General features: G+C 43.0%; 19 protein-coding genes and 2 pseudogenes. 8 read left to right on the forward strand and 13 right to left on the reverse strand.

What is annotated here, in order from left to right:
- Nucleotides 1-80: 80 nt before the first annotated feature.
- Nucleotides 81-1,532: a UvrD-helicase domain-containing protein gene (locus ArsFIN_RS23455; RefSeq protein WP_246067572.1), complete on the reverse strand. Its 1,452-nt coding sequence runs from the start codon at nucleotides 1,530-1,532 to the stop codon at nucleotides 81-83.
- A 341-nt stretch (nucleotides 1,533-1,873) separates the two neighbouring features.
- On the opposite strand from ArsFIN_RS23455, the pseudogene ArsFIN_RS23460 reads away from it, so the two are divergent.
- Nucleotides 1,874-3,060 (forward strand): annotated as a pseudogene (locus tag ArsFIN_RS23460) (IS91 family transposase).
- Nucleotides 3,061-3,409: 349 nt separating this feature from the next.
- Here ArsFIN_RS23460 and ArsFIN_RS23465 read toward each other — a convergent pair.
- From ArsFIN_RS23465 to ArsFIN_RS23500, 8 genes and pseudogenes are all read right to left on the reverse strand, one after another.
- The gene (locus ArsFIN_RS23465; protein ID WP_026824306.1) at nucleotides 3,410-4,255 is read right to left on the reverse strand and encodes a DMT family transporter; all 846 of its coding nucleotides are present in this window, start codon (nucleotides 4,253-4,255) and stop codon (nucleotides 3,410-3,412) included.
- A complete protein-coding gene (locus ArsFIN_RS23470) occupies nucleotides 4,252-5,559 on the reverse strand; it encodes an opine metallophore biosynthesis dehydrogenase (protein ID WP_026824305.1) in 1,308 nt (435 codons plus the stop codon). The genes ArsFIN_RS23465 and ArsFIN_RS23470 overlap by 4 nt, the downstream gene beginning before the upstream one ends.
- Nucleotides 5,552-6,349 carry a nicotianamine synthase family protein gene (locus tag ArsFIN_RS23475; RefSeq protein WP_026824304.1) on the reverse strand — a complete coding sequence of 266 codons (798 nt, stop codon included), beginning with the start codon at nucleotides 6,347-6,349 and terminating at the stop codon, nucleotides 5,552-5,554. Before ArsFIN_RS23475 ends, ArsFIN_RS23470 begins: the two co-directional genes overlap by 8 nt.
- Nucleotides 6,337-7,146, reverse strand: a complete 810-nt coding sequence (locus ArsFIN_RS23480) for an ABC transporter ATP-binding protein (RefSeq protein WP_026824303.1) — start codon at nucleotides 7,144-7,146, stop codon at nucleotides 6,337-6,339. Before ArsFIN_RS23480 ends, ArsFIN_RS23475 begins: the two co-directional genes overlap by 13 nt.
- Nucleotides 7,143-8,183, reverse strand: coding sequence for a FecCD family ABC transporter permease (locus ArsFIN_RS23485; protein ID WP_081700742.1), 1,041 nt, complete (start codon nucleotides 8,181-8,183; stop codon nucleotides 7,143-7,145). The genes ArsFIN_RS23480 and ArsFIN_RS23485 overlap by 4 nt, the downstream gene beginning before the upstream one ends.
- Before the next feature lie 2 nt (nucleotides 8,184-8,185).
- A complete protein-coding gene (locus ArsFIN_RS23490) occupies nucleotides 8,186-9,277 on the reverse strand; it encodes an ABC transporter substrate-binding protein (RefSeq protein ID WP_026824301.1) in 1,092 nt (363 codons plus the stop codon).
- A gap of 107 nt (nucleotides 9,278-9,384) precedes the next feature.
- A pseudogene (locus ArsFIN_RS23495) lies at nucleotides 9,385-9,945 on the reverse strand (IS30 family transposase); the annotation flags it as partial.
- Nucleotides 9,946-9,957: 12 nt separating this feature from the next.
- Entirely contained in the window at nucleotides 9,958-10,158 is a 201-nt protein-coding gene (locus ArsFIN_RS23500) for a hypothetical protein (RefSeq protein WP_135678911.1), read from the reverse strand.
- 207 nt (nucleotides 10,159-10,365) lie between these two features.
- On the opposite strand from ArsFIN_RS23500, the gene ArsFIN_RS23505 reads away from it, so the two are divergent.
- Nucleotides 10,366-10,824: a hypothetical protein gene (locus ArsFIN_RS23505; protein WP_135678330.1), complete on the forward strand. Its 459-nt coding sequence runs from the start codon at nucleotides 10,366-10,368 to the stop codon at nucleotides 10,822-10,824.
- A 9-nt stretch (nucleotides 10,825-10,833) separates the two neighbouring features.
- Entirely contained in the window at nucleotides 10,834-12,036 is a 1,203-nt protein-coding gene (locus ArsFIN_RS23510; RefSeq protein WP_135678913.1) for an IS91 family transposase, read from the forward strand.
- A 742-nt stretch (nucleotides 12,037-12,778) separates the two neighbouring features.
- On the opposite strand, the gene ArsFIN_RS23515 is transcribed toward ArsFIN_RS23510, so the two are convergent.
- Nucleotides 12,779-13,021 carry an HU family DNA-binding protein gene (locus ArsFIN_RS23515; RefSeq protein ID WP_026823869.1) on the reverse strand — a complete coding sequence of 81 codons (243 nt, stop codon included), beginning with the start codon at nucleotides 13,019-13,021 and terminating at the stop codon, nucleotides 12,779-12,781.
- A 663-nt stretch (nucleotides 13,022-13,684) separates the two neighbouring features.
- On the opposite strand from ArsFIN_RS23515, the gene ArsFIN_RS23520 reads away from it, so the two are divergent.
- The 5 genes from ArsFIN_RS23520 to ArsFIN_RS23540 all read left to right on the forward strand — a co-directional run bounded on the left by ArsFIN_RS23520 (nucleotide 13,685) and on the right by ArsFIN_RS23540 (nucleotide 17,356).
- Nucleotides 13,685-14,629, forward strand: coding sequence for a replication initiator protein A (locus ArsFIN_RS23520; protein WP_026823870.1), 945 nt, complete (start codon nucleotides 13,685-13,687; stop codon nucleotides 14,627-14,629).
- Nucleotides 14,630-14,817: 188 nt separating this feature from the next.
- Entirely contained in the window at nucleotides 14,818-15,792 is a 975-nt protein-coding gene (locus ArsFIN_RS23525) for a plasmid segregation protein ParM (RefSeq protein WP_026823871.1), read from the forward strand.
- Complete coding sequence (locus ArsFIN_RS23530) at nucleotides 15,785-16,204, forward strand: plasmid partitioning/stability family protein (RefSeq protein ID WP_026823872.1); 420 nt, start codon at nucleotides 15,785-15,787, stop codon at nucleotides 16,202-16,204. The genes ArsFIN_RS23525 and ArsFIN_RS23530 overlap by 8 nt, the downstream gene beginning before the upstream one ends.
- Before the next feature lie 213 nt (nucleotides 16,205-16,417).
- Nucleotides 16,418-17,026 carry a helix-turn-helix transcriptional regulator gene (locus tag ArsFIN_RS23535; RefSeq protein ID WP_135678914.1) on the forward strand — a complete coding sequence of 203 codons (609 nt, stop codon included), beginning with the start codon at nucleotides 16,418-16,420 and terminating at the stop codon, nucleotides 17,024-17,026.
- 57 nt (nucleotides 17,027-17,083) lie between these two features.
- Nucleotides 17,084-17,356, forward strand: coding sequence for a helix-turn-helix transcriptional regulator (locus ArsFIN_RS23540; protein ID WP_026823874.1), 273 nt, complete (start codon nucleotides 17,084-17,086; stop codon nucleotides 17,354-17,356).
- A 472-nt stretch (nucleotides 17,357-17,828) separates the two neighbouring features.
- On the opposite strand, the gene queF is transcribed toward ArsFIN_RS23540, so the two are convergent.
- The 3 genes from queF to ArsFIN_RS23555 all read right to left on the reverse strand — a co-directional run bounded on the left by queF (nucleotide 17,829) and on the right by ArsFIN_RS23555 (nucleotide 20,701).
- Nucleotides 17,829-18,662 carry an NADPH-dependent 7-cyano-7-deazaguanine reductase QueF gene (queF, locus tag ArsFIN_RS23545; protein ID WP_135678916.1) on the reverse strand — a complete coding sequence of 278 codons (834 nt, stop codon included), beginning with the start codon at nucleotides 18,660-18,662 and terminating at the stop codon, nucleotides 17,829-17,831.
- Nucleotides 18,659-19,237, reverse strand: coding sequence for a queuosine precursor transporter (locus tag ArsFIN_RS23550; RefSeq protein ID WP_167876770.1), 579 nt, complete (start codon nucleotides 19,235-19,237; stop codon nucleotides 18,659-18,661). Before ArsFIN_RS23550 ends, queF begins: the two co-directional genes overlap by 4 nt.
- A gap of 261 nt (nucleotides 19,238-19,498) precedes the next feature.
- Nucleotides 19,499-20,701 carry an IS91 family transposase gene (locus ArsFIN_RS23555; protein WP_135678014.1) on the reverse strand — a complete coding sequence of 401 codons (1,203 nt, stop codon included), beginning with the start codon at nucleotides 20,699-20,701 and terminating at the stop codon, nucleotides 19,499-19,501.

The raw sequence follows: 20,701 nt of genomic DNA on the forward strand, positions 1-20,701 counted from the left end.
TTGTTACTAGCTCTTTTCATGGCTAATCACAAGAAAACCTCTCAAAATCGATTACAAGCGTTTCTAGAGGCATTTCTGAATTAATCCTGTGCCGTTTTTTCATTCTCAGCAACGTTGGCTAGAATATTTACCAACAATTTATTGATGATAAGTGTCTTCTTCGCTCTGGTCGCGGAAACATACAGTAAATTCACTTCATCTCTAGAGGCTGCTTTGTCCATTTCAGGGTCAAAAAGATTATTCGGAAAGTCATTATTGATTTCGACGATATCCCACTCTAATCCCTTTGCTCGGTGGGCAGTGGTAACAGTAATGCTGGCTTCGTCTTCAGTATCTACCGTTCGTTTACGTAAAACATCCACTTTCTTCGGTAATGGCGTAAATTTTTCGATGATTTTGATAGATTGCAACATTTCCTGGTCACCACTGGCATTGGCCATCTGCTTATAATTCGCATAATTACGATATTCGGTGTAAAGCCGTTGGTGACTCATCTTTTTTCGCTTGCCGAGTGAAAACCAGTGAAGGTTAATCAATTCATCGATACGATAAGCCTCTATCCCATTGACCCAGTAGATAGTCGCTTTTTTGTTACTGGCTTCCAGCGCTGAACCAATCACCCCTGCTACCGTTCGACTGAGTATGGCGCGGTGAGGAAAGCCTTTCTTAGGGACATCAATAAGAATGTCATCTTTTTCACCTCTGCCAACCACCTGATGCGTTTCACCGTTCATGGCTAGTAATGCATTCGCCATATCCGCGATACAGGCACCAAAGCGAAAGCTATGGGTTAACCAGAGACGGTCAGCATCACTAAGCAAAGGGGCTTTTAACGCATCGACCGCCCCTCGAAAACGATAAATCTGTTGATGGGCATCACCCACCATCACTAACTTCGTGGTTTGACGAAAAACAATATCGTGAGTAACCGGATTAGCGTCCTGCGCTTCATCAAACAAAATAACGTCAAAACGAGGGGAAAGGTTAGGTTGGGAGAGTTGGTACAGTTTTAAATACATATCATGAATAACAGGGAAATTATCAGCAAGGTCAATCATTCGATGCCAGAGCCGTTCACTCTGGATGACAACATCATTAGCGGTAAATGATTTTTTAACTTCCCCCATCAATATTGAGGGACAGTGGCGTAACATAATCTGATTATCCACGCTGCACATAAAGTTCTTTAAGGTGTCCTGAATCGCTTTTACGTATAGCCAGTCATCGCTCTGAGTGGCATTAGCAATATCAAAAAGCCGCAGAGAATTTGTTAATCGATGAGCGTAATTTCTTCCAAAGGAAGGCCATGCCAGTTGATGAGAAGTTTTACAAAGCACATTGGCGGGAAATTTCTCGTCTGCCTCTTCCCTCACTGAGCGATTAAACGCAATGTAGAGCATCCGGAGTTCGGGATGCTTTTCGGCATATTTCACTAACGTTGAGGTTTTCCCTGTTCCGGCAAAAGCATTAACCACAAGCTTCTCGCCCTGCCAGTCAATGACGGCTTGTTGTTCTGGCGTTGGATTTATCAAAATTTTCTCCTGCATAACTTAATGCTATAAGTTTACCAGAGAATCCAATAAATAGTTTTGTAGATAAAACGTCTACATTTGTCGAAACGCATAGCCTCTAAAGTTAGTTGGCAAAATATAACAATTTGGATGGGTTTGATTGTGAAATATGGAGTTGAAAATTTATGATTGAGTTGCTGTGAGTCGATAATTGAAAATTAGAAATAAAAAAATTTCCATCAACATAATTAGCCAACTTTTGAAGTTGGCTTTCAAGATGGTCGCCTCCGGCGACGACTTGTCATTGCCTGTTAGTACTGGTATAACCCAGAACCTATTTTCTCAATCTTTTAGTGCCATTTATGTCACCACGTTTTAGTCATGTTTTCCAATTTGGTCAACGCTGGCTCAATTGGCTTAACCGTCAACCCCCTGACAGTGTTCGCCCTGTTGTGATGGAAACCATGGTAAAGATTATGGCTTGTGGCACTTCGCTTATGGGCTGGTCAATTTGGCGATGCCCTGACCCTGAATGTAATCATGAGAAGCGGGTTAAATTTACCTGCAAAAGTCGAAGCTGCCCACATTGTGGCGTGAAAGCCTGCAATGGATTAACAATACGCTTGCCTGGTTACCCGAAGTCCCCTGGCAGCACATCACTTTTACCATGCCTTGTGAATATTGGCCTATTATTCGCGCTAACCGTTGGCTGCTCGGTGAAATGAATCGATTAGCCGCTGATGTGGTATTAACTATCTGCCGTGATCTCAATATCACCCCCGGCATTTTCACGGCCATCCATACATGGGGACGTGACCAAAAATGGCATCCACATATTCATCTTTCAACCACAGCCGACGGGGTCACTAAAAATAACACCTGGCGAGATATCAGCTTTTATCGCGAAAACGTCATGACTATGTGGCGACATCGGATAACCAAATTGTTGAGAAAACATTATTACACCCTGACGATTCCTGATGAGCTTAAATGTGAAGGGCGAAGCAAATTTTCTTGGAATCGCCTACTTAACACTCACTACAAACGCGGCTGGAATATCAATCTCTCTGATATCCTTTCCAATATCACCCATGTCACCCTTTATCTCGGATTTTATCTAAAGAAACCTCCTGTCTCGCTTAGTCGTTTAAAACATTATGCGGGCGAAGATAACATCACGTTACGCTATAAGAGCCACCGCACGAAAAAACAGGAAGAAGAAGTCATGACATCGGACGAATTGATTACCCGGTTTGAGTCTCATGTACCTGAAAAATGGTTTCACATGATCCGCTATTACGGTTTTTTAAGTCCATCAAAGCCCATGCGAAAAATGTTAACAGAGGTTGTTTATCCTCTAACCCAGCAGGATAAAAAATCTGCTAAAAAAGTGACCTTCCGAAACATGTATCGACATGTCTTTAAAGTCGATCCACTTGCTTGTCTCATATGTGGGAAAAAATTACTTTTCGCTGGAATGAATTTTGGATTGAAGCTTAAAGAGCTTATGGCTTGCCACGATGACCTAGCACGGTTGCGGTGGCGATAAAATCAACTACAGGATAGATCTATCTTTTGTTCAAAAATGATTAATAATTAATCGTTTTTTAGCCATCTATTCTGTTCTTTATCTCAACCTTCAAAATTAATTCTGTCAAAACTTAGAAAAAATAAAAATGGTTTCATCATGGCATAGGTTAATTAGTAACCATTTCGGGTATTAATTTCTTATAGATCAAAATTTTAGATGCGCTCAAAATGGATTATAGGATGTTTTATTGGTATGTATGGATAAACAGTTTTTCATGCTATCGATTTGCAGCCGTAGGCTGATTCGTTCAAAAAATTAATCCGAGTTTGATTTCGCAGATAAAATTATCGGAAACTGGCCTATTGATCTAAACGGCTTTATTTCGATTGAGCAGCCCAAGCTGGATGCAGGAAACCACCACCAGCAGGGAGCCAAAAATCGACAGCTGCATCGGGATTTCATTCCAGAACAGCCAGCCCCAGCCGATATTGAATACGATACCAATATAGCGCACCACCGAAACAACGATCAGGTTTTCTGAATAGAAAGCTTGGGTTAACACCACCTGTCCGAGCAGCGACACCAGAGCGATAGAGAGGAGGATAGCAAACTGGTAAGCGTTGGGCCAGATGAACGAGTTCCACATCAGCGGAAGGGAGAGCAGCGTCGCGATAAACAAAAAATAGAAAACGATCTCGTAGTTGTGGTGTCGCTTGCTGAGTTTGTTGACCGACAGGTAGGCGATCGCGGCAAAAACTGCGCTCAGCACACCAACCAGCGAAGCCAGGGTATAAGCAGAGAAGTCCCACGGCCGCACCAGCAGGATCGCGCCGATAATAACCATTACCAGCCAAAATAGGGCGTTGGCGTTGATCCGTTCACGCATTACCAGCAAAGAGAGGAGGATTGAGAAAAACGGCGACAGATAGACCAGCATACTGGCGTCGGCCAGCGTCAAGTTGGCGATGCTGTAAAAATAACAGATGAGATACAGCCCCCCCATGGCGCCTCGCAGCACCAGCAGCGGCCGGTCTTCGCGACTGAAGACGACACCGTAACGATACATTAGGAGCAAGACCAGCAGGCAACCGATGCTGCTGCGGAAAAACACGATCTCTCCGGTGGGGATATCATCGGCGATGATTTTGACCAACGTATTCATTACGCTAAAAATCAACGAGGCGAAAATGGCCAGCAGTGCACCTTGATTCATGCTTGCCCCCTCCACTCTCGGTAGGTGATATCCGCCTGCTCGCCACAACGGTCGTTCAGTAATGACCGATGGCAGCGCTCGGCGCCGACCTGTGCGACGAAGCTCTGCAACGTCTGCTGAAAACGCTCCAACAGACGATGCGCGGTGGGCATGTTTATCCCAAGCAGTTCCGCCAGCAATACCAGAACGCGCAGTTTGCGCACGTCTTCCAGCGGTAAGCGGGGTAAGCGCCACAGCCCCTGTACATCTTGAAAGACGCGCTCGACTCTGACAGCGGAAAAATCATAGTAGCGGCCCTGCGCGTCCGGTTCGGAATAGGGATCAACCAGCAGCCCGGTATAACGGGTGAACAGCGCATATTGTTGTTCCGAAGGCCCCAGTTGCGAGAAGTGCTCAATCCAGTGGCGGCTCACCATGCGCGCCGGAACAGGGTAGTTGTCGTCATTTAGAAAGCGTAGCAGATTGATCTCCTCGACACCGAGCCGATTGAGCAGCCTTTTGTAATCCAGCGAGAGTTCGAGCATATCGGCAATGATCTCCGGACAGATGGGGCCCTCGGGGTGGGTTTTATACAGGTATTTTGCAGGTTCCTGCGGCTGGAATATAGCCTGTAGTGTGGTATCGGCAAGCGCCAGAGGAGGATGGACATAATTGGTGACGCTGAAGCGTTCGGCGGCAAGCAGACTATCGAAACGTTGGGCGTCGATACCGTGACGAGCTATCACTGAGCATAGCCAATCGAGTTCGGCTGAGTCTGGCGTAGGACTTTGGCAGGCCAGGTAGATCCTCTGCTTGAAGGCCTTGGTATAAGCGCGGTAAGGCTGCTCCGCATCATGATATTTGGTGTCTGCATAGTAACTCGACAAGCTGATGACACTGACGTGGAGTTGACCGGCGTCCTGAAGTAGGCCTTTTACCATAAGGCCGGAGCCAATGGATGGAGAGAGCAGGATCAGCGAATCCAGGTGGGGCAAAGCCGCCCATGGCACCTGATGCAGAACGGCGTAATATTGATCGGCTGGCACGGCGAGGATCAGTCGGCGCCAGTCACCGCCAACGAGTGACAAGTCATCGCTATAGCTGTCTATCTCCACCTGAGCATCACTTTGTGTCCGCCGCGCTTTACCGACGGCCTCCAGATATAGGCGGGGTATGTTCGCAAGGTGATACCGCAGACGTTCTCCTTTCTCGCTGGGGCGGTTGTACAGACCGATTCGCGTGTTCGCCGTGGCTTTGATATCCACAGCCAATTGAATCGCCGCCGGACCGGCTCCGAGGATGAGGGTAGGAAAGGCGTTATTCATGGCAGTGATGTTCCAAAATCAAAAAGTCATACAGCGGAGTAACGACTGGTTTACCACTGACACACCAAGGCGAATCGACGGCTTGATGGTGATAAGGGCAGTTGAAGATCGACCTGAGACCGTTGCCGTAGCGCACTAGCAATTTGCCACACTTAGGCAGCAAAGGCTGCAATTGCGTCAGCAAGACCTGTTTGTCCGCTACCAAAGAGGCGATGATAATGTGATCTATATCGCGGTCGGTCAGGTCGCATAATTTGTCGATGCAGGGCATTTTCCGTGTTAACCCCAGGTGGCGCGTGAGGCGGCGTGAGAAATGTAGAGCCGCCGGATCGCAATCGTAGCAAATGACTGTGGCGGCGAGCTTGACGACCAGCGACAACGCGGTGGTGGGTAAGGCACCACTACCAACCAGCAAGACCCGTTCCCCGGGTTTGATTTCGGCCGCGGCGATCTCCAGCTGCAGAGCTCGATCGAAACTGTTCAGGTAAGCGTTGGTCTGCACCGATTCCCTGCAGAGCACCGAGGCGCGATGTTTCTCGTAGTCGCATAAAGCGGCATTGGCTATCTCCCTCAGCTGAGTGATCTGCGCCGCTATCGAATGGTCTTTTTCCAGCTCACTGCGATAGTCCTGCAACTGTGGCTGATCGTTAAAGGTCTGTAGGCGGCTGAAGCGATGTTCTAGCAGAGAGAAATGCCGCGAGTCTTGCATAGCATAGTGGTGAATATGGCATATTTCCTGTTGCAAGCCGGCGAATTGAGCAAGCATGTCCGCTTTTGTCAGAGTGTACATGGATTTTTTCCCTGTGAAAATAAAATATTTTGGGCAGCAGATAGAGGTAGCCCTGTGGGCAGCAGATATTGGTAGCCCTGTGGGCTGACGCCACTTTCGATATCGACCCCAAATGTGCGAGAAATCATCGGATGCCACATCATCATATGAGTTTCACCGTGGCAAACGACGCGTCCGTGTTCGAGCAGCGTGAGCGAGTGACAATAGCGCAACGCCAGCCCAAGATCGTGGATAACCAGCAGAGTGATGCAGCGATGACGCCGGCTGTAGTCGGCTATCTGATTGAGCACGCGCAGCTGATGATGGATGTCCAATGTGCTGGTAGGTTCGTCGAGCAAAATGATCTGCGGCTGAGCAACGAAAGCCTGAGCCAACATAACCAGCTGCCGCTGCCCACCGCTAAGACGATTGAAGGGGCGATCGGCGAGCGCGGAAATGCCGCATTCCGCCATAGCCTGTTCGACTGCGTCGGCCTGCGCAGTGCTAACACGCCATCCCAACTGTCGCACAGTGCCAAGCAGCACCATTTCAAAAGTACTCAACGCCGAATCGCTGCGATTAAGCTGTGGCACATAGGAAATACGGCTGGTTTCCAGATCGAGAGGGCGATCGAAGTAGGAGATATTGCCGCTGCACGGCAGTATGCGATTAATCGCTTTCAGCAGCGTCGATTTTCCGGAGCCATTAGGACCAATGATGCCGCCGATCTGCGCCGCAGGCCAGGTCAATGAAACGTCTGCCAAAAGCTGGCGGCGATGCAGCGTAACGCTGACGCGTGAGAGAGTCAGTTGAGTCATGGGTGTTTAACCTGTCGGGTAACGAAATAAAACAGCACTGGTACGCCGATCAAGGCGATAACGATACCGATGGGTACCACGCCGTTAGGCAACACCAGTTTAGCAACGATCGATGCGCACAGCAGCAGCAGGCTGCCGCAGAGGGCAGAAATACAGATTAGGTAACGCTGATCCTCGCCCACTAGAAAGCGCGCGAAATGTGGAGCGATCAGCCCGACAAAACCGATGGTGCCGACAAAAGAGACCGACGCGGCCGTCAGAAAGGTCGCCAGCAGAAAGGCCAGCTTGCGCAAGGCGATTACGTTGATGCCCAGCCCCTGAGCCTGTTCTTCGCCGGCGGACAGCGCGGTTAGGCGCCAGGCCTGACGGAGGCTTAAGAACAGCCCACAAATAAACACGCCTCCGGTTATCGCCAGCCCTTGCATATTGGCTTTGAGCAGACTGCCAAACAGCCAAAAGACGATTTGCTGCATGGCTTCCGGCGAGGCCAGAAACAGCATCAGCGATTGCAACGATTGAAAGAAAAACAGAACGACAATGCCGCTCAGTACCAAAATTTGCGGCGTCATGCCCCTGTGTTGTCCCAGCAAATAGATAGGCACGCAGGCCAACAGCGCCATCAGCGAAGCCAACAAAGGTGTACCCAGCTCCAGCGTATAGCCCAGACTGAATCCGGTGATGATCGACAACGTCGCCCCGAACCCAGCCGCGGCGGAGAGCCCCAGTGTATAGGGACTTGCGAGGGGGTTGGCCAATACGGTTTGCATTAACAGACCGGATAGCGCCAGGCTGGCACCGACTACCACGGCGGTGAGCGTCATCGGAAGACGAATAGACCAGAAAATGACCTGGTTCAGCTCGTCACCCGACGCCGAACCGGGCCATAGCATTCGCAGGATATCCGAGAAACTGAGATGAACGGCGCCGACAGTCAGATCGATAACAGTCGCCACCAGCAACGAACCGAGCAGCGCCAGCGTCAGCAACCCGCGGCGTAGCCTGTACCGTTGCAAAAACGCACGTCCTGTATAAGCCACGACTATTCTCCTTGCCAGCGTTGATAGAAGATGCCTTCCGCCTCTATCGGCAAGTATTGGTGGTAGAATTGCGCCAGGTTGTGTTGCGGGTCAACATCGACAAAAGCCGAGGGATAGAGAGATTTCGCTAAATACTGAATAAAAATAAAGTCGTAAACTGTGCGGGCGCCGCCATGGTAGAGCGCATAAATGCGTTGGTTTTTCACCGCCGGTAGCTGTGGCCAACCGGCTCGCAGGGCGTACTGAGTCAGGCGTTCCTGTATTGGCGCGGCCTGTGCGCCGTAGCCCATCTGTACGGCATTCGGCATATTTTTCCAGTCGCCTCCGACGAGAAAAATGACATCAGGTTTTTTAGTCAAGACATAGTCGGCGCTCAAGGGGGAAGGATTGTCGACGACACCGACGGCGATATTGTCGGCACCGGCCAGCTGCAGCAGCGGCCCCCATATCGAGCCGCCATAGCTGCTGCTGTATTCGTTGGGGCCTTTGTCACCCAGCTCGATGTAGGCGATCGGTGGTGGCAATTGCGCCTTACTTATGCGACGCTGGGTATCCTTTAGGCTCTGCCGATACTCGTCGGCAAGCCGTTCCGCTCGCTCGGCGTGGCCCATCACCTGACCCATCAGCCTGATGCTAGCGAGTTTAGCCTCAGTGCCCTGATTGAAGTCGACGACGATATAAGGAATGTTGAGTCGTTGTAGCATCGGTAGATAATTGGCGAAACCTTCTAACTGCCACTTAGCTAGGATCAGCAGATCTGGCCGCGTGGTCAGCAAACGTTCAAAGTCGAAGCTCTGATTGTAGAGCGAACCGACATCGACCAGTTGTGCTAACCGCGGCAGGGCCGACTGATAGCGAAGCCACTGGCTGCTGCGCAAGGTCCAGTCGCTTTTGGAAAAGGCTACCACCTGTTGAAAACTCTCAGGACCGTTCACTGCCAGAAAATCTTCGTAGTAAAAGCCGATGTAGGCACGTTTTGCCGGAGCGGCCAGGGTGACCTGACGTCCTTCAACGTCTGTGAGGTGAATTTGAGCTTGCGTGACGTTGCAGAAGATCAGCCACGAAGCGAGGATCCAGGCGATACGCGATAACATGATTGACATCCATTTATAAACTAATGTTATGTTATAGTATAGCATTAATTAGCAGGATTCAAACTCCTGGCCCATTCCCAGTCGAAAAGCAACAAACACATAAAGCGTTATGCAGCCATTAGATAAGCTAAAAATACTTCATTTGGAGAAAAATAGCCCAACGATTTTCGTCCCCGAGTATTAAGTATGTGCTCGATTTCTGCAATCTCATTGTCCGTGACTTGGTTGAAGTCCGTTCCTTTTGGATAAAAACGGCGGATAAGTCCGTTACTATGTTCATTTAAACCACGCTCCCATGAGTGATAAGGCCTGGCAAAGAAGACATCAGCACCGGTGATCTCAGTTATCTGTTTATGCATGGAGAATTCAGAACCGTTATCAGCCGTCAGGGTTTTAAAATGACAGAAAGTATTTGCCATGATATCACGGAAGGCTTCTACAACAGTCTCAGCGCGTTTATTCGGCAATCTGCGGATAATAACCTGTTTGGTAGCTTTATCCGCCAACGTTAATAAGAATGACTTCTGATCTTTACCAAATACCGTATCAATTTCAAAATGACCGGGTTGCTGCTTGAGATCAGCCTCAGCGGGTCTCTCTTCAATACCCACTCTATCAGGAATAGGGCTACGCTTCGGTTCTCCCTTGCCATAGCGATAATATTTGCCTCGATGAGGAAGCTAGAGATAGAGCTTTCCTCCTGCCAGTCGGTCTTTCTTAATATAGCGATAGAGCGTATTTTTACTGACATAAACCCCATGTTTCAAACGCAGCCTTCCACTGATAACGGCAGGCGAAGTATGTAAAGCAAGCTCTTTACGGATAAAAGCCTGCGTTTCTGTGGTTTGCTGATGCAACTTATTCCGCGCAGATGTGTTCATACGTCTGGCTTTCGCTAAGGTATCAGCCCTTCTGCAAGAATAAAGTCCATTGAAAGCAGGATCCGTATTACGCTTGAGTTCCCTGCTGACAGTTGAACGTAGCACGCTACGCGTGAGCGGCGCAGCGGTGCTGCTTCGGGGATGTTAATGAGTTGAGTACTGTTTTATACTCTGCAGTAGGTTAATTTTTTTCAGGGATTCATCTCGATGGCTCGCAATAAATCTCCCAGAAAGCGTAAACCGGTTAAATCAGGCAGGCTGCCCGTCACTTCACGTGCCACAGCGCCTGTTTATCCGAAACGTTTTATGATCTCTCTCCCACCCGAAAATGATGATGACAGACCGCCTGAATTTTTTTATGACACCCTAAAAGAAGCCATACGCCACTGCGTCCGACTCGGCCCCCAATTTTTTCTCGACACGCAGTATTACCCGCCGCTAGTCACGATTATCAGGGGTTTTAAACAACGCCAAGACCAAGCCGATGACGCTGGATACGACTACACTGAGGGGGTAATAACTGAAAGTCTGCCTGCCGATGAATTCATCACCTATACGGAGCTAGGAATAATCCCTGTTTCCTTTGAACCCTGGGATAAACACACCGATAACTGGGCTGACGAATCTGACAATTTCTGTTTCTTTGGCAAGATGCCCATAAGGTAATTGAGTCAGATGTATATCCCTCGTCCTGCTAAACTACTTTTCACCATTGATGACGGTTGGAATAAATTCCTCGAAAAATACGGCGATAGCGTTAGTTCGTGGACGAGTTTATCTGTGGAGCGCATGCTTGCCTGCGGCACTTGTGCCATGGGTGTCCGGCGCTATTGTTGCGCTTCGTCTGATTGTTCTCACAGCCGTTTTTTCTGCCAAAGCTGTAAGTCAAAAGCCTGCAGTTCATGTGGCTTTAAAGCCACCGAGCAGTGGTTAGCACAGCAGGTTCATATTTTACCCGACTGCGACTGGCAACACATTACTTTCACCATGCCACATCTCCTTTGGCCTTTTTTTAACAATAACTGGCCGCTACTTAATGCTCTGTTTCGGGCAGCCACTCGAGCTATGCTGCAGTTGGCTCGCAAACAGGGTATCGAAATTGGTATTTTCTGTGCCTTGCATACTTATGGCCGGCAACTCAATCAACATCCGCATGTTCATGTTTCCGTCACTCGAGGGGGTTTGGATAGTAAACATAGTGTATGGCGAAAGCTGTTTTTCAAAAAAAAGGATGTCGAAGAAATCTGGCGAGGGGCTGTTATCCGACTACTGCGTCACAGTTATGATTTAATTAACCCTGGCCTTCTTCCCGGTCTTGGCCATATCCGTGACAAAAAACATTGGCGGCGTTACTTGAGGGCGCAGTACGGACGTTATTGGAAAGTGCACTTTGCTAAAAAAACGAAAGGGGCATGGCATAGTGTTAAGTACCTCGGTCGCTACCTTAAACGCCCACCGGTATCTGCGTCAAAACTGCGGCATTACCGAGGGGGTACCGTTGTTCATCACTACCATGACCACCGAACTGGCCAGCATCGGCAGCAGACTCTGCCGCAGGAAGAGATGATTAGACGCTATATAAGCCATATTCCGGCCAGGCATTTTAAAATGGTGCGTTACTCTGGTTTTTTGTCGAATCGTAAACGGGGAAAACTATTGCCGAAAGTGTATAAGGCACTTGAGATGACGGCACGTAAAAAACCGGAGAACCCAGGTTTTTCTGTGCTGATGAAAGGATTTCTGCGTACCGATCCGTACAAATGTATTCTGTGTGGCGACAGGCTGCTTTTCACCGGGGCGCAAATGGGTAAAAAAGCAACGGAATTGTTGTCAGAAAGACTGCATAACCTGGAGAAAAAGCGATGGTTACGCAGCTAAACGCAGGATCAATGTGTCTAAAATAAGGAAATCAGGTTAGAAATTACACTCTCTGAGGAAATGTTAACTGGCACTAAACACAATAAATCGATCCCCATCTCCTTTTTGCAATAAGGGATGGCTTTTGCTACTCACTTTAAAAGCGATTCAATTTCCTAACCATTAAAAAAGTGACCTTCCGAAACATGTATCGACATGTCTTTAAAGTCGATCCACTTGCTTGTCTCATATGTGGGAAAAAATTACTTTTCGCTGGAATGAATTTTGGATTGAAGCTTAAAGAGCTTATGGCTTGCCACGATGACCTAGCACGGTTGCGGTGGCGATAAAATCAACTACAGGATAGATCTATCTTTTGTTCAAAAATGATTAATAATTAATCGTTTTTTAGCCATCTATTCTGTTCTTTATCTCAACCTTCAAAATTAATTCTGTCAAAACTTAGAAAAAATAAAAATGGTTTCATCATGGCATAGGTTAATTAGTAACCATTTCGGGTATTAATTTCTTATAGATCAAGACGGTAACTCAGAATGGATTACAGCGCATTTTAGGTGGGGTGGTGATAGGTATTTCTATTCCAATTTTCGAAAATGATTAAATTTAACAATTTTCAGTTTCTGATAGGTGACTTTTCTGTTCAAAATCGTTCGGTTTCGGACATCCTACAAAACACCCGTACAAAAATAAGCAAATCATATTCCGTACAGGAGTTTTAATTCGTACATTGTTTTCGGTCATGTTATTTGACCGCTTCTTTCAACGTTTTACCTGCTTTAAAACTCGGTACGTTTGCAGCAGCAATCTGTATAACCTTGCCTGTTTGCGGATTGCGTCCTTCTCTGGCTGCACGTTGCTTAACCTGAAAACTGCCAAAGCCAACGAGTTGTACGTCATCTCCGACCTTTAGTGCTTCTGTCACGGTTTCTATGAAAGAGTTAAGCGCTTTCTCAGCGATTTGATTAATGAGTTCGGTTTTGTTCATGTTGTGCCTGAATTAGTAGATATTTTATATCCTAGTGATGCTAGCTGTAGCAACTCAATAGTGCAATGTTTCAGCGTTAATTAACTCAAAAAAATCTTTTTAATTAAAACTTCTACGCTCGCCGCAAGTCTGTGACCGAGCGAAGCGAGTGAGCAGACGAGGAAGCGGAATATCATCTGTAGTCAAAAAGAAACTTGGTCACTCAGTAGTAACATATTTTTCCGTTCAGGGTTTTTGTTGGAATATAAGTTATCCACAGATAACCCTCGCGCGCGCGTAGTTATATTTAGTTATGTATAAGTTAAAAGAGTTAAAGACCAAAAAAAGAGTAGTAAGGTTATGTTTTTATTATATAAAAAAAAACGTTTTGTCCGTAAAGTTCGATATAATGTCCGTAAAGTTCGATATAATGTCCGTAAAGTTCGATATAATGTCCGTAAAGTTCGATTATAAAAATTAGTTATCCACACTTTTTTGTTCAGTTTATCAGCAATTTTGGGGTTGTTTTTTCTATTAATTTGATTTGTCCATGAAGTTCGATATAATGTCCATGAAGTTCGATATATTTTTACGTCCGTAAAGTTCGAAAAATAGATCCTCCAAAGTGACATCAACACCTTAGAGGATCTAACTAACAATCCTAAACAATCTAGGAGAGAAGCTATGGTTGATCATACAAAGAAAATAGGAAAATTCAATTTGAAGACATTACGACCGCATATACATAAACAATTGGAGTTTTTCATTGCTGATGATGTAGGTGTTTCTAGTTTTCGCGATGAAATAGCAAGTATGGAACATCCATTTTTTGCTTTAAAAGCAGGAGATACAAAAGTCAGAGAATATAAAAATGGTAATGTAACAGTAACTGTTAGGTCTTCTGTGGGTATAGGTTTGGCTACTATCTTTGATAAAGATATTTGGATTTATGCTATTTCAAAATTGCAAGAAGCGATTAACAACAATCAGCCTATTAGCAGAACTATAACTTTTACCCCATATGATTTTTTTGTGACCACGAACAGAGCTAAAAGTGGTAAAGCATATCAGGACTTAGAAAAAGCGTTATCTCGTCTAAAAGGTACAACGATTAAGACAAATATTGTTTATTCAGATGATGAACAGGAAATGATTGAATTTGGATTAATTGATAGCTGGAGAATTGTTGAGAAACAAAAAGGTAAACTTGAAATTGGAATGGTTGAAGTGACTTTGCCAGATTGGCTGTATCAAGCCATAACAAGAACCAAGGTATTACAAATTAGTCCTGATTATTTTCGTATAAGAAAAGCTATTGATAGACGTTTATATGAGGTAGCTCGCAAACATTGTGGCAATCAGCATGAATTTACTATTTGTCTTGATAAGCTTCACCGAAAAACTGGTTCTTCGAGAGAACTCAGGAAGTTTAGATTTGATATAAAGCAACTCATTAAGGTTAATGACCTTCCTGATTATGAAATTTTATTTGATCCTGTTACGGATAAAGTGACTTTCAAAAATCGGAATCAAAATACAGACAAAGCAGATGCATCACGTAAGCGAGAAAAAGGTAAGAAAGAGATTTATAAAATTAAAAAAACGTTGATGAAAAAAATGAATCTATAATTATTTGTTATTATTCTATATTAATTTTTATCATGGTATTTTTTAGTAATCATGTTAACGGTTAGTTTCATTTTGGAATTATATAGAATTATGATTTATATTTTTATATTTTAGGTGTTGAGTTATGCGTAAAATGTTATTATTATATTCTATATAATGATTTAATATAGAATTATGTGGAGTGATAAATGCTCATTTTTATCGATGATGGTTCTACAAATATCAAATTAGCGTGGACACAAGATGGTAAGAAAAAAACTTTAATAAGCGCTAATAGTTTTAAGCCTGAGTGGTCTCTTGGTTTAGGTGATGTTCTTCCAGCAAATTATGATATTGATGGAGAAAAATATTCATTTGACCCCTTAAGTGTAGACGCTGTAAACACAACAGAAAGTCGTTATCAGTATAGTGATATAAATGTTATAGCTATTCACCATGCCTTATTACAAACGGGTCTTAAACCCCAACAGATAGATGTTGTTGTAACTTTACCATTATCAGAATATCTGGATAGTAATAATCAACCAAACAAAGATAATATTAAAAAGAAAAAGTCTAATGTAAAAAGAAAGGTATCTGTACAAAATGGAAATACTTTTATTATCAATAAAGTGAGTGTGCTTCCAGAAAGTATTCCTGCAGGATTTGATATTTTGTCAGAATTGGACGAGGAAGATTCTTTGTTAATTGTTGATTTAGGGGGAACTACATTAGATGTATCTCACGTTCGTGGAAAAATGAATGGGATTATAAAGATGTGGTGCGATTCAAGAATTGGGGTATCAATAATTACTGAAGGATTGAAAGAACAGTTATCATTAAATGCTAATACCAGAGTTAATTCATTTCAAGCTGATCACCTTATCATTCATCGCAATGATGAAGAATATTTGAGAAAAAGAATTCCAGATATAAATAAACTTAATTCCATAATAAATACTCTTCATGAAAAAGAAAAGATTTTGATCAAACGAGTAACTAGCACTTTAGAAAGATTTACAGGTTACACACATGTCATGTGTGTAGGGGGAGGTGCAGATATTATCTCTACTGAAGTAAGAAATATTACAAATGTACCTAAAGATCGTTTTTTTAAGAGTGATAACCCTCAATTTGATCTAGTTTTAGGAATGCTTGCCATGAAAGGTAATCCAAATGAGTAATAACAAGTCAGGGCTTAGAAAATGCAGTTTTTATATTAACCCTGATTATAATAAAGGTGATAAAATAGCCAGCGAATTATTAGATGAAATACCACTTAAAGAACGTGGTAGGGCAATGAGAGCAATGCTTGTTACTGGTGCTGCATTAATGAAACAAGATAAAAGGCTTCCTAATATCATTGCTGATTATGTAACTAATGAAACAACAATTTTTGATATATTACGATTGATTCGTAATGTTTTGCCGATAATTGAAGATCATGTGGATGAGAAATTAATTAGCGCTTTAAATAAAATACTGTCTTCGAATCCAAAGTTTACAAATAAACTAGACTCCTTTGAAAAAAAAGATAGTGATATCAATAAAACTCGCGAGAATAGTAATAAATTATTTCCAGATGATGACTATTAAAAATCACTCTATGTCAGTGTTGATGCACTGACATAGAGCTAATCCAAAACCTAACATATCTAGGAGCCGGACTATGCGAAATAATACGCATATTACACGCATAATGAAAGCGTGCAACATATCAATCGAGCAGCTTTTGAGCTTTGCTCACACATCAAAATATCTCACCAATCGGCAACGTACCCGAATTCTGAATAGAGTTGGGGGTGCTGTATGAAACCAGAGATGATTAAACTTTCATTGAGCGCTAATGTTCCTTGTGGTTTTAGCAATAGCGAGGGAAAAATTCAGACTGATGCCAAAATGACAGATTTACTTTTTAAGTTAATCCGTACTCCTGAAATGAAAACATTGATAGAAAAAGTACAGATTGAAAGATCCCCATTTTTCGTAATATGCCATTTGCCATCTGATTACAACAAAGCACCCAAAGTTTGGCAATTCCATTTTTTACCGCTTTTTTGTAGTGAAAATAGCTACCTAGGCACTTTCTTCCACGCCTATGAATTCCTGTTTTTGTCACCGATGGAATATGTGGAAGGTAAACAGCCTTATTCAGTTACTACGGAGAAACCTAACGAACGGTTTACTGCTAAAGAGTGGGAAGTTCTGTTTCTAATGATGCAACGCTTAAGCAGCAAGGAAATTGCCAGACGGTTAGATATTTCGCGCTTAACGGTCGAGTCTCATTTGAAAGCTATCTACGGGAAAACCAATTTGCATTCAGCTTTTCAGCTAAGGCAATTTTGCCGAGAAAAAAGTATAAATCATTACATTCCTCCTCAACTGCTGCCTGCTGGTAGTCAGTTCATTAGCGTTTAAATCTCTTCGTCATGGCGATTTACTCTGACGGTTGAGCTAGCTGAATAGGAGGAAGTAATGAAACCTTTTTATATTAATAACTTACCAGCTTATTACAGACTATTTCCTAAACTCTCTAAACGAGAAATTGAAATTTTATCCATGTCATGTGCAGGATTAGATAGAAACGAAATAGCAATAGAGCTGAATATTAGTGTACATACTGTAAATAATCATTTTAATAACGCAGTCACTAAATATGAATTAAAAAGTCTTTGTAAGTTAAAAGCTTTGTTTTATTTCGTTATAAACGAAAGTAGAGCTAATAGCGCTGATGGTTTATCGGAATGAGAAAAATACATTTTTATTTTATTACTAAAGCTGCTTTGGCAGCTTTTTTCATAAAAACCACCAATTGTTTATTTTTTGTGCTAAAAATAGTTTTTTCGACTATACCAGTACCTAATTTTTTAAGGCATCATTTTCCTTCGCCCACGTTTTCTGGTCGAACCTAAAACTGAAAACATCCAGTTTTACTAGAGGTGCCTTTGATAGTTGCATCTGCTCTTTAACAAATCAGTATCGGTGATCCGTATGGCGGAAAACGTTTTGTTCATGTTATTGATCGCTGGTAGCCTTAATTTTAAGGCGAGGTTATTTATCCTTCTGGCCGGACGTATGCCGACACAGGTGTACAACCACGTTAAGTGGTTTTTGATTGATATTTTAGTGATAAGCCTATCGTTGTTGAAGACAATTTTTAAGTACTTTTTGAATTTATTTTGGAAAAACCAGCTAAGAAAAACTGGTTTTATGATTTTTACTATTGTCTAGGTAAACGAAGATTCTCTATTTCTAAATGATTTGTTGATCGCCAAGGATTAATGTCAAGTCCACCGCGTCTTGTGTAACGTCCATAGACAGATAATTCTAATGGCTTACAATAAAACAAGATATCGCTAAATATTCGTTCAATACATTGTTCATGGAACTCATTATGGTTACGGAAAGAGATAATATATTTTAATAAAATATCTCTGTTTATTTTCGCTCCCTTATAAGTAATAAGGACAGATCCCCAATCTGGTTGATTGGTAACAAGACAATTAGATTTTAGTAAATTACTGACGAGACATTCTGTTATTACGGGAGAATTATTTTTTGTTGCATCTTCCAGAATTTCTGGAGAGTAATCATATTTGTTAATGATAATATTATTATTATCGATGGATATTCCATCAAAATTAATTAAAGAAATGGCTTTGCATTCGGATAAATTCGCCAGTTTTACTAATACGTTACCTTCGGCGCAAGCGGATAGGTCTTCTTTTATTGAATCTCTTACAATATCGATTGAATCGAAAAATGTTTGATTAAAGCTATTTAGGTATAGTTTAAAACTTTTTGATTCAATTAAATTAATGCTATTTGAATCTATTTTTACCTCACCAATAGCAACTTGAGGAACACCATTTTTATTTAACCAAGAGAGTTCATATAAATTCCATATATCTTCACCAAAAAAGCTCATATTATTTGTGAGTGTTTTTATCTCTTTTCTTCCATAATCTCTTTTTATTGGCGTTAAAAGATTACGATCGTACTTTGAAATATATTCTGTTTTCTTTCCTAATTGTAAATTATGATGATCTATCATTCATTTTTTCCTTCTAATATGAATTTTTTGAATAAATATCTGGAAAAGTAGATAGGGAAAATCCCTAGCGTTGCATAAATTGACTTAATTAATAATTGTCCTGCGATCATTGAAATAACGGTTTCTTTTCCCAATGAATGGAAGACGATGGATATAAATATAAAACTATCTATAATTGCGGCACAGATTGAACTGGTAAAAACACGAACAAATAAGTATTTTGATGATGTTAGTTTCCTTATTTTATATAAAATATAAGCATTAATATGTTCTGAAATTATATATGCTAATGATGATGCTAAAAGTACAGAGATAACAGAAAAAACCAAGGATGAATAAGAATCGATAAGACCCCATGATGGGATTGCTTCTGTAAATGAACTATAATAAAGACAGCCACAAAAAATGAGATTACAGAAAAAAGATAAGTTTATGGCTTTTCTTGCCAAGGATAGCCCGTAATATTCATTGAGTATATCTGATATTATATAAGTCAGAGGATATATAAAGATAGCTGCCGGTAAAGTTAAATTAAAAAACAAAATGGGTTTTATTGCGGTTATTGTTGAAGCCAAATATAATGAAACTAAAACACAACAAAGAAAAATATAAGCATTCCAGTGTTTTTGGCTTTTATCTTTAAATTCATATGCGGTGTTAACATTATGACTTGATGGTTAGGAAATTGAATCGCTTTTAAAGTGAGTAGCAAAAGCCATCCCTTATTGCAAAAAGGAGATGGGGATCGATTTATTGTGTTTAGTGCCAGTTAACATTTCCTCAGAGAGTGTAATTTCTAACCTGATTTCCTTATTTTAGACACATTGATCCTGCGTTTAGCTGCGTAACCATCGCTTTTTCTCCAGGTTATGCAGTCTTTCTGACAACAATTCCGTTGCTTTTTTACCCATTTGCGCCCCGGTGAAAAGCAGCCTGTCGCCACACAGAATACATTTGTACGGATCGGTACGCAGAAATCCTTTCATCAGCACAGAAAAACCTGGGTTCTCCGGTTTTTTACGTGCCGTCATCTCAAGTGCCTTATACACTTTCGGCAATAGTTTTCCCCGTTTACGATTCGACAAAAAACCAGAGTAACGCACCATTTTAAAATGCCTGGCCGGAATATGGCTTATATAGCGTCTAATCATCTCTTCCTGCGGCAGAGTCTGCTGCCGATGCTGGCCAGTTCGGTGGTCATGGTAGTGATGAACAACGGCACCCCCTCGGTAATGCCGCAGTTTTGACGCAGATACCGGTGGGCGTTTAAGGTAGCGACCGAGGTACTTAACACTATGCCATGCCCCTTTCGTTTTTTTAGCAAAGTGCACTTTCCAATAACGTCCGTACTGCGCCCTCAAGTAACGCCGCCAATGTTTTTTGTCACGGATATGGCCAAGACCGGGAAGAAGGCCAGGGTTAATTAAATCATAACTGTGACGCAGTAGTCGGATAACAGCCCCTCGCCAGATTTCTTCGACATCCTTTTTTTTGAAAAACAGCTTTCGCCATACACTATGTTTACTATCCAAACCCCCTCGAGTGACGGAAACATGAACATGCGGATGTTGATTGAGTTGCCGGCCATAAGTATGCAAGGCACAGAAAATACCAATTTCGATACCCTGTTTGCGAGCCAACTGCAGCATAGCTCGAGTGGCTGCCCGAAACAGAGCATTAAGTAGCGGCCAGTTATTGTTAAAAAAAGGCCAAAGGAGATGTGGCATGGTGAAAGTAATGTGTTGCCAGTCGCAGTCGGGTAAAATATGAACCTGCTGTGCTAACCACTGCTCGGTGGCTTTAAAGCCACATGAACTGCAGGCTTTTGACTTACAGCTTTGGCAGAAAAAACGGCTGTGAGAACAATCAGACGAAGCGCAACAATAGCGCCGGACACCCATGGCACAAGTGCCGCAGGCAAGCATGCGCTCCACAGATAAACTCGTCCACGAACTAACGCTATCGCCGTATTTTTCGAGGAATTTATTCCAACCGTCATCAATGGTGAAAAGTAGTTTAGCAGGACGAGGGATATACAT

This window comes from Arsenophonus nasoniae (assembly GCF_004768525.1).
Taxonomy (GTDB): domain Bacteria; phylum Pseudomonadota; class Gammaproteobacteria; order Enterobacterales; family Enterobacteriaceae; genus Arsenophonus; species Arsenophonus nasoniae.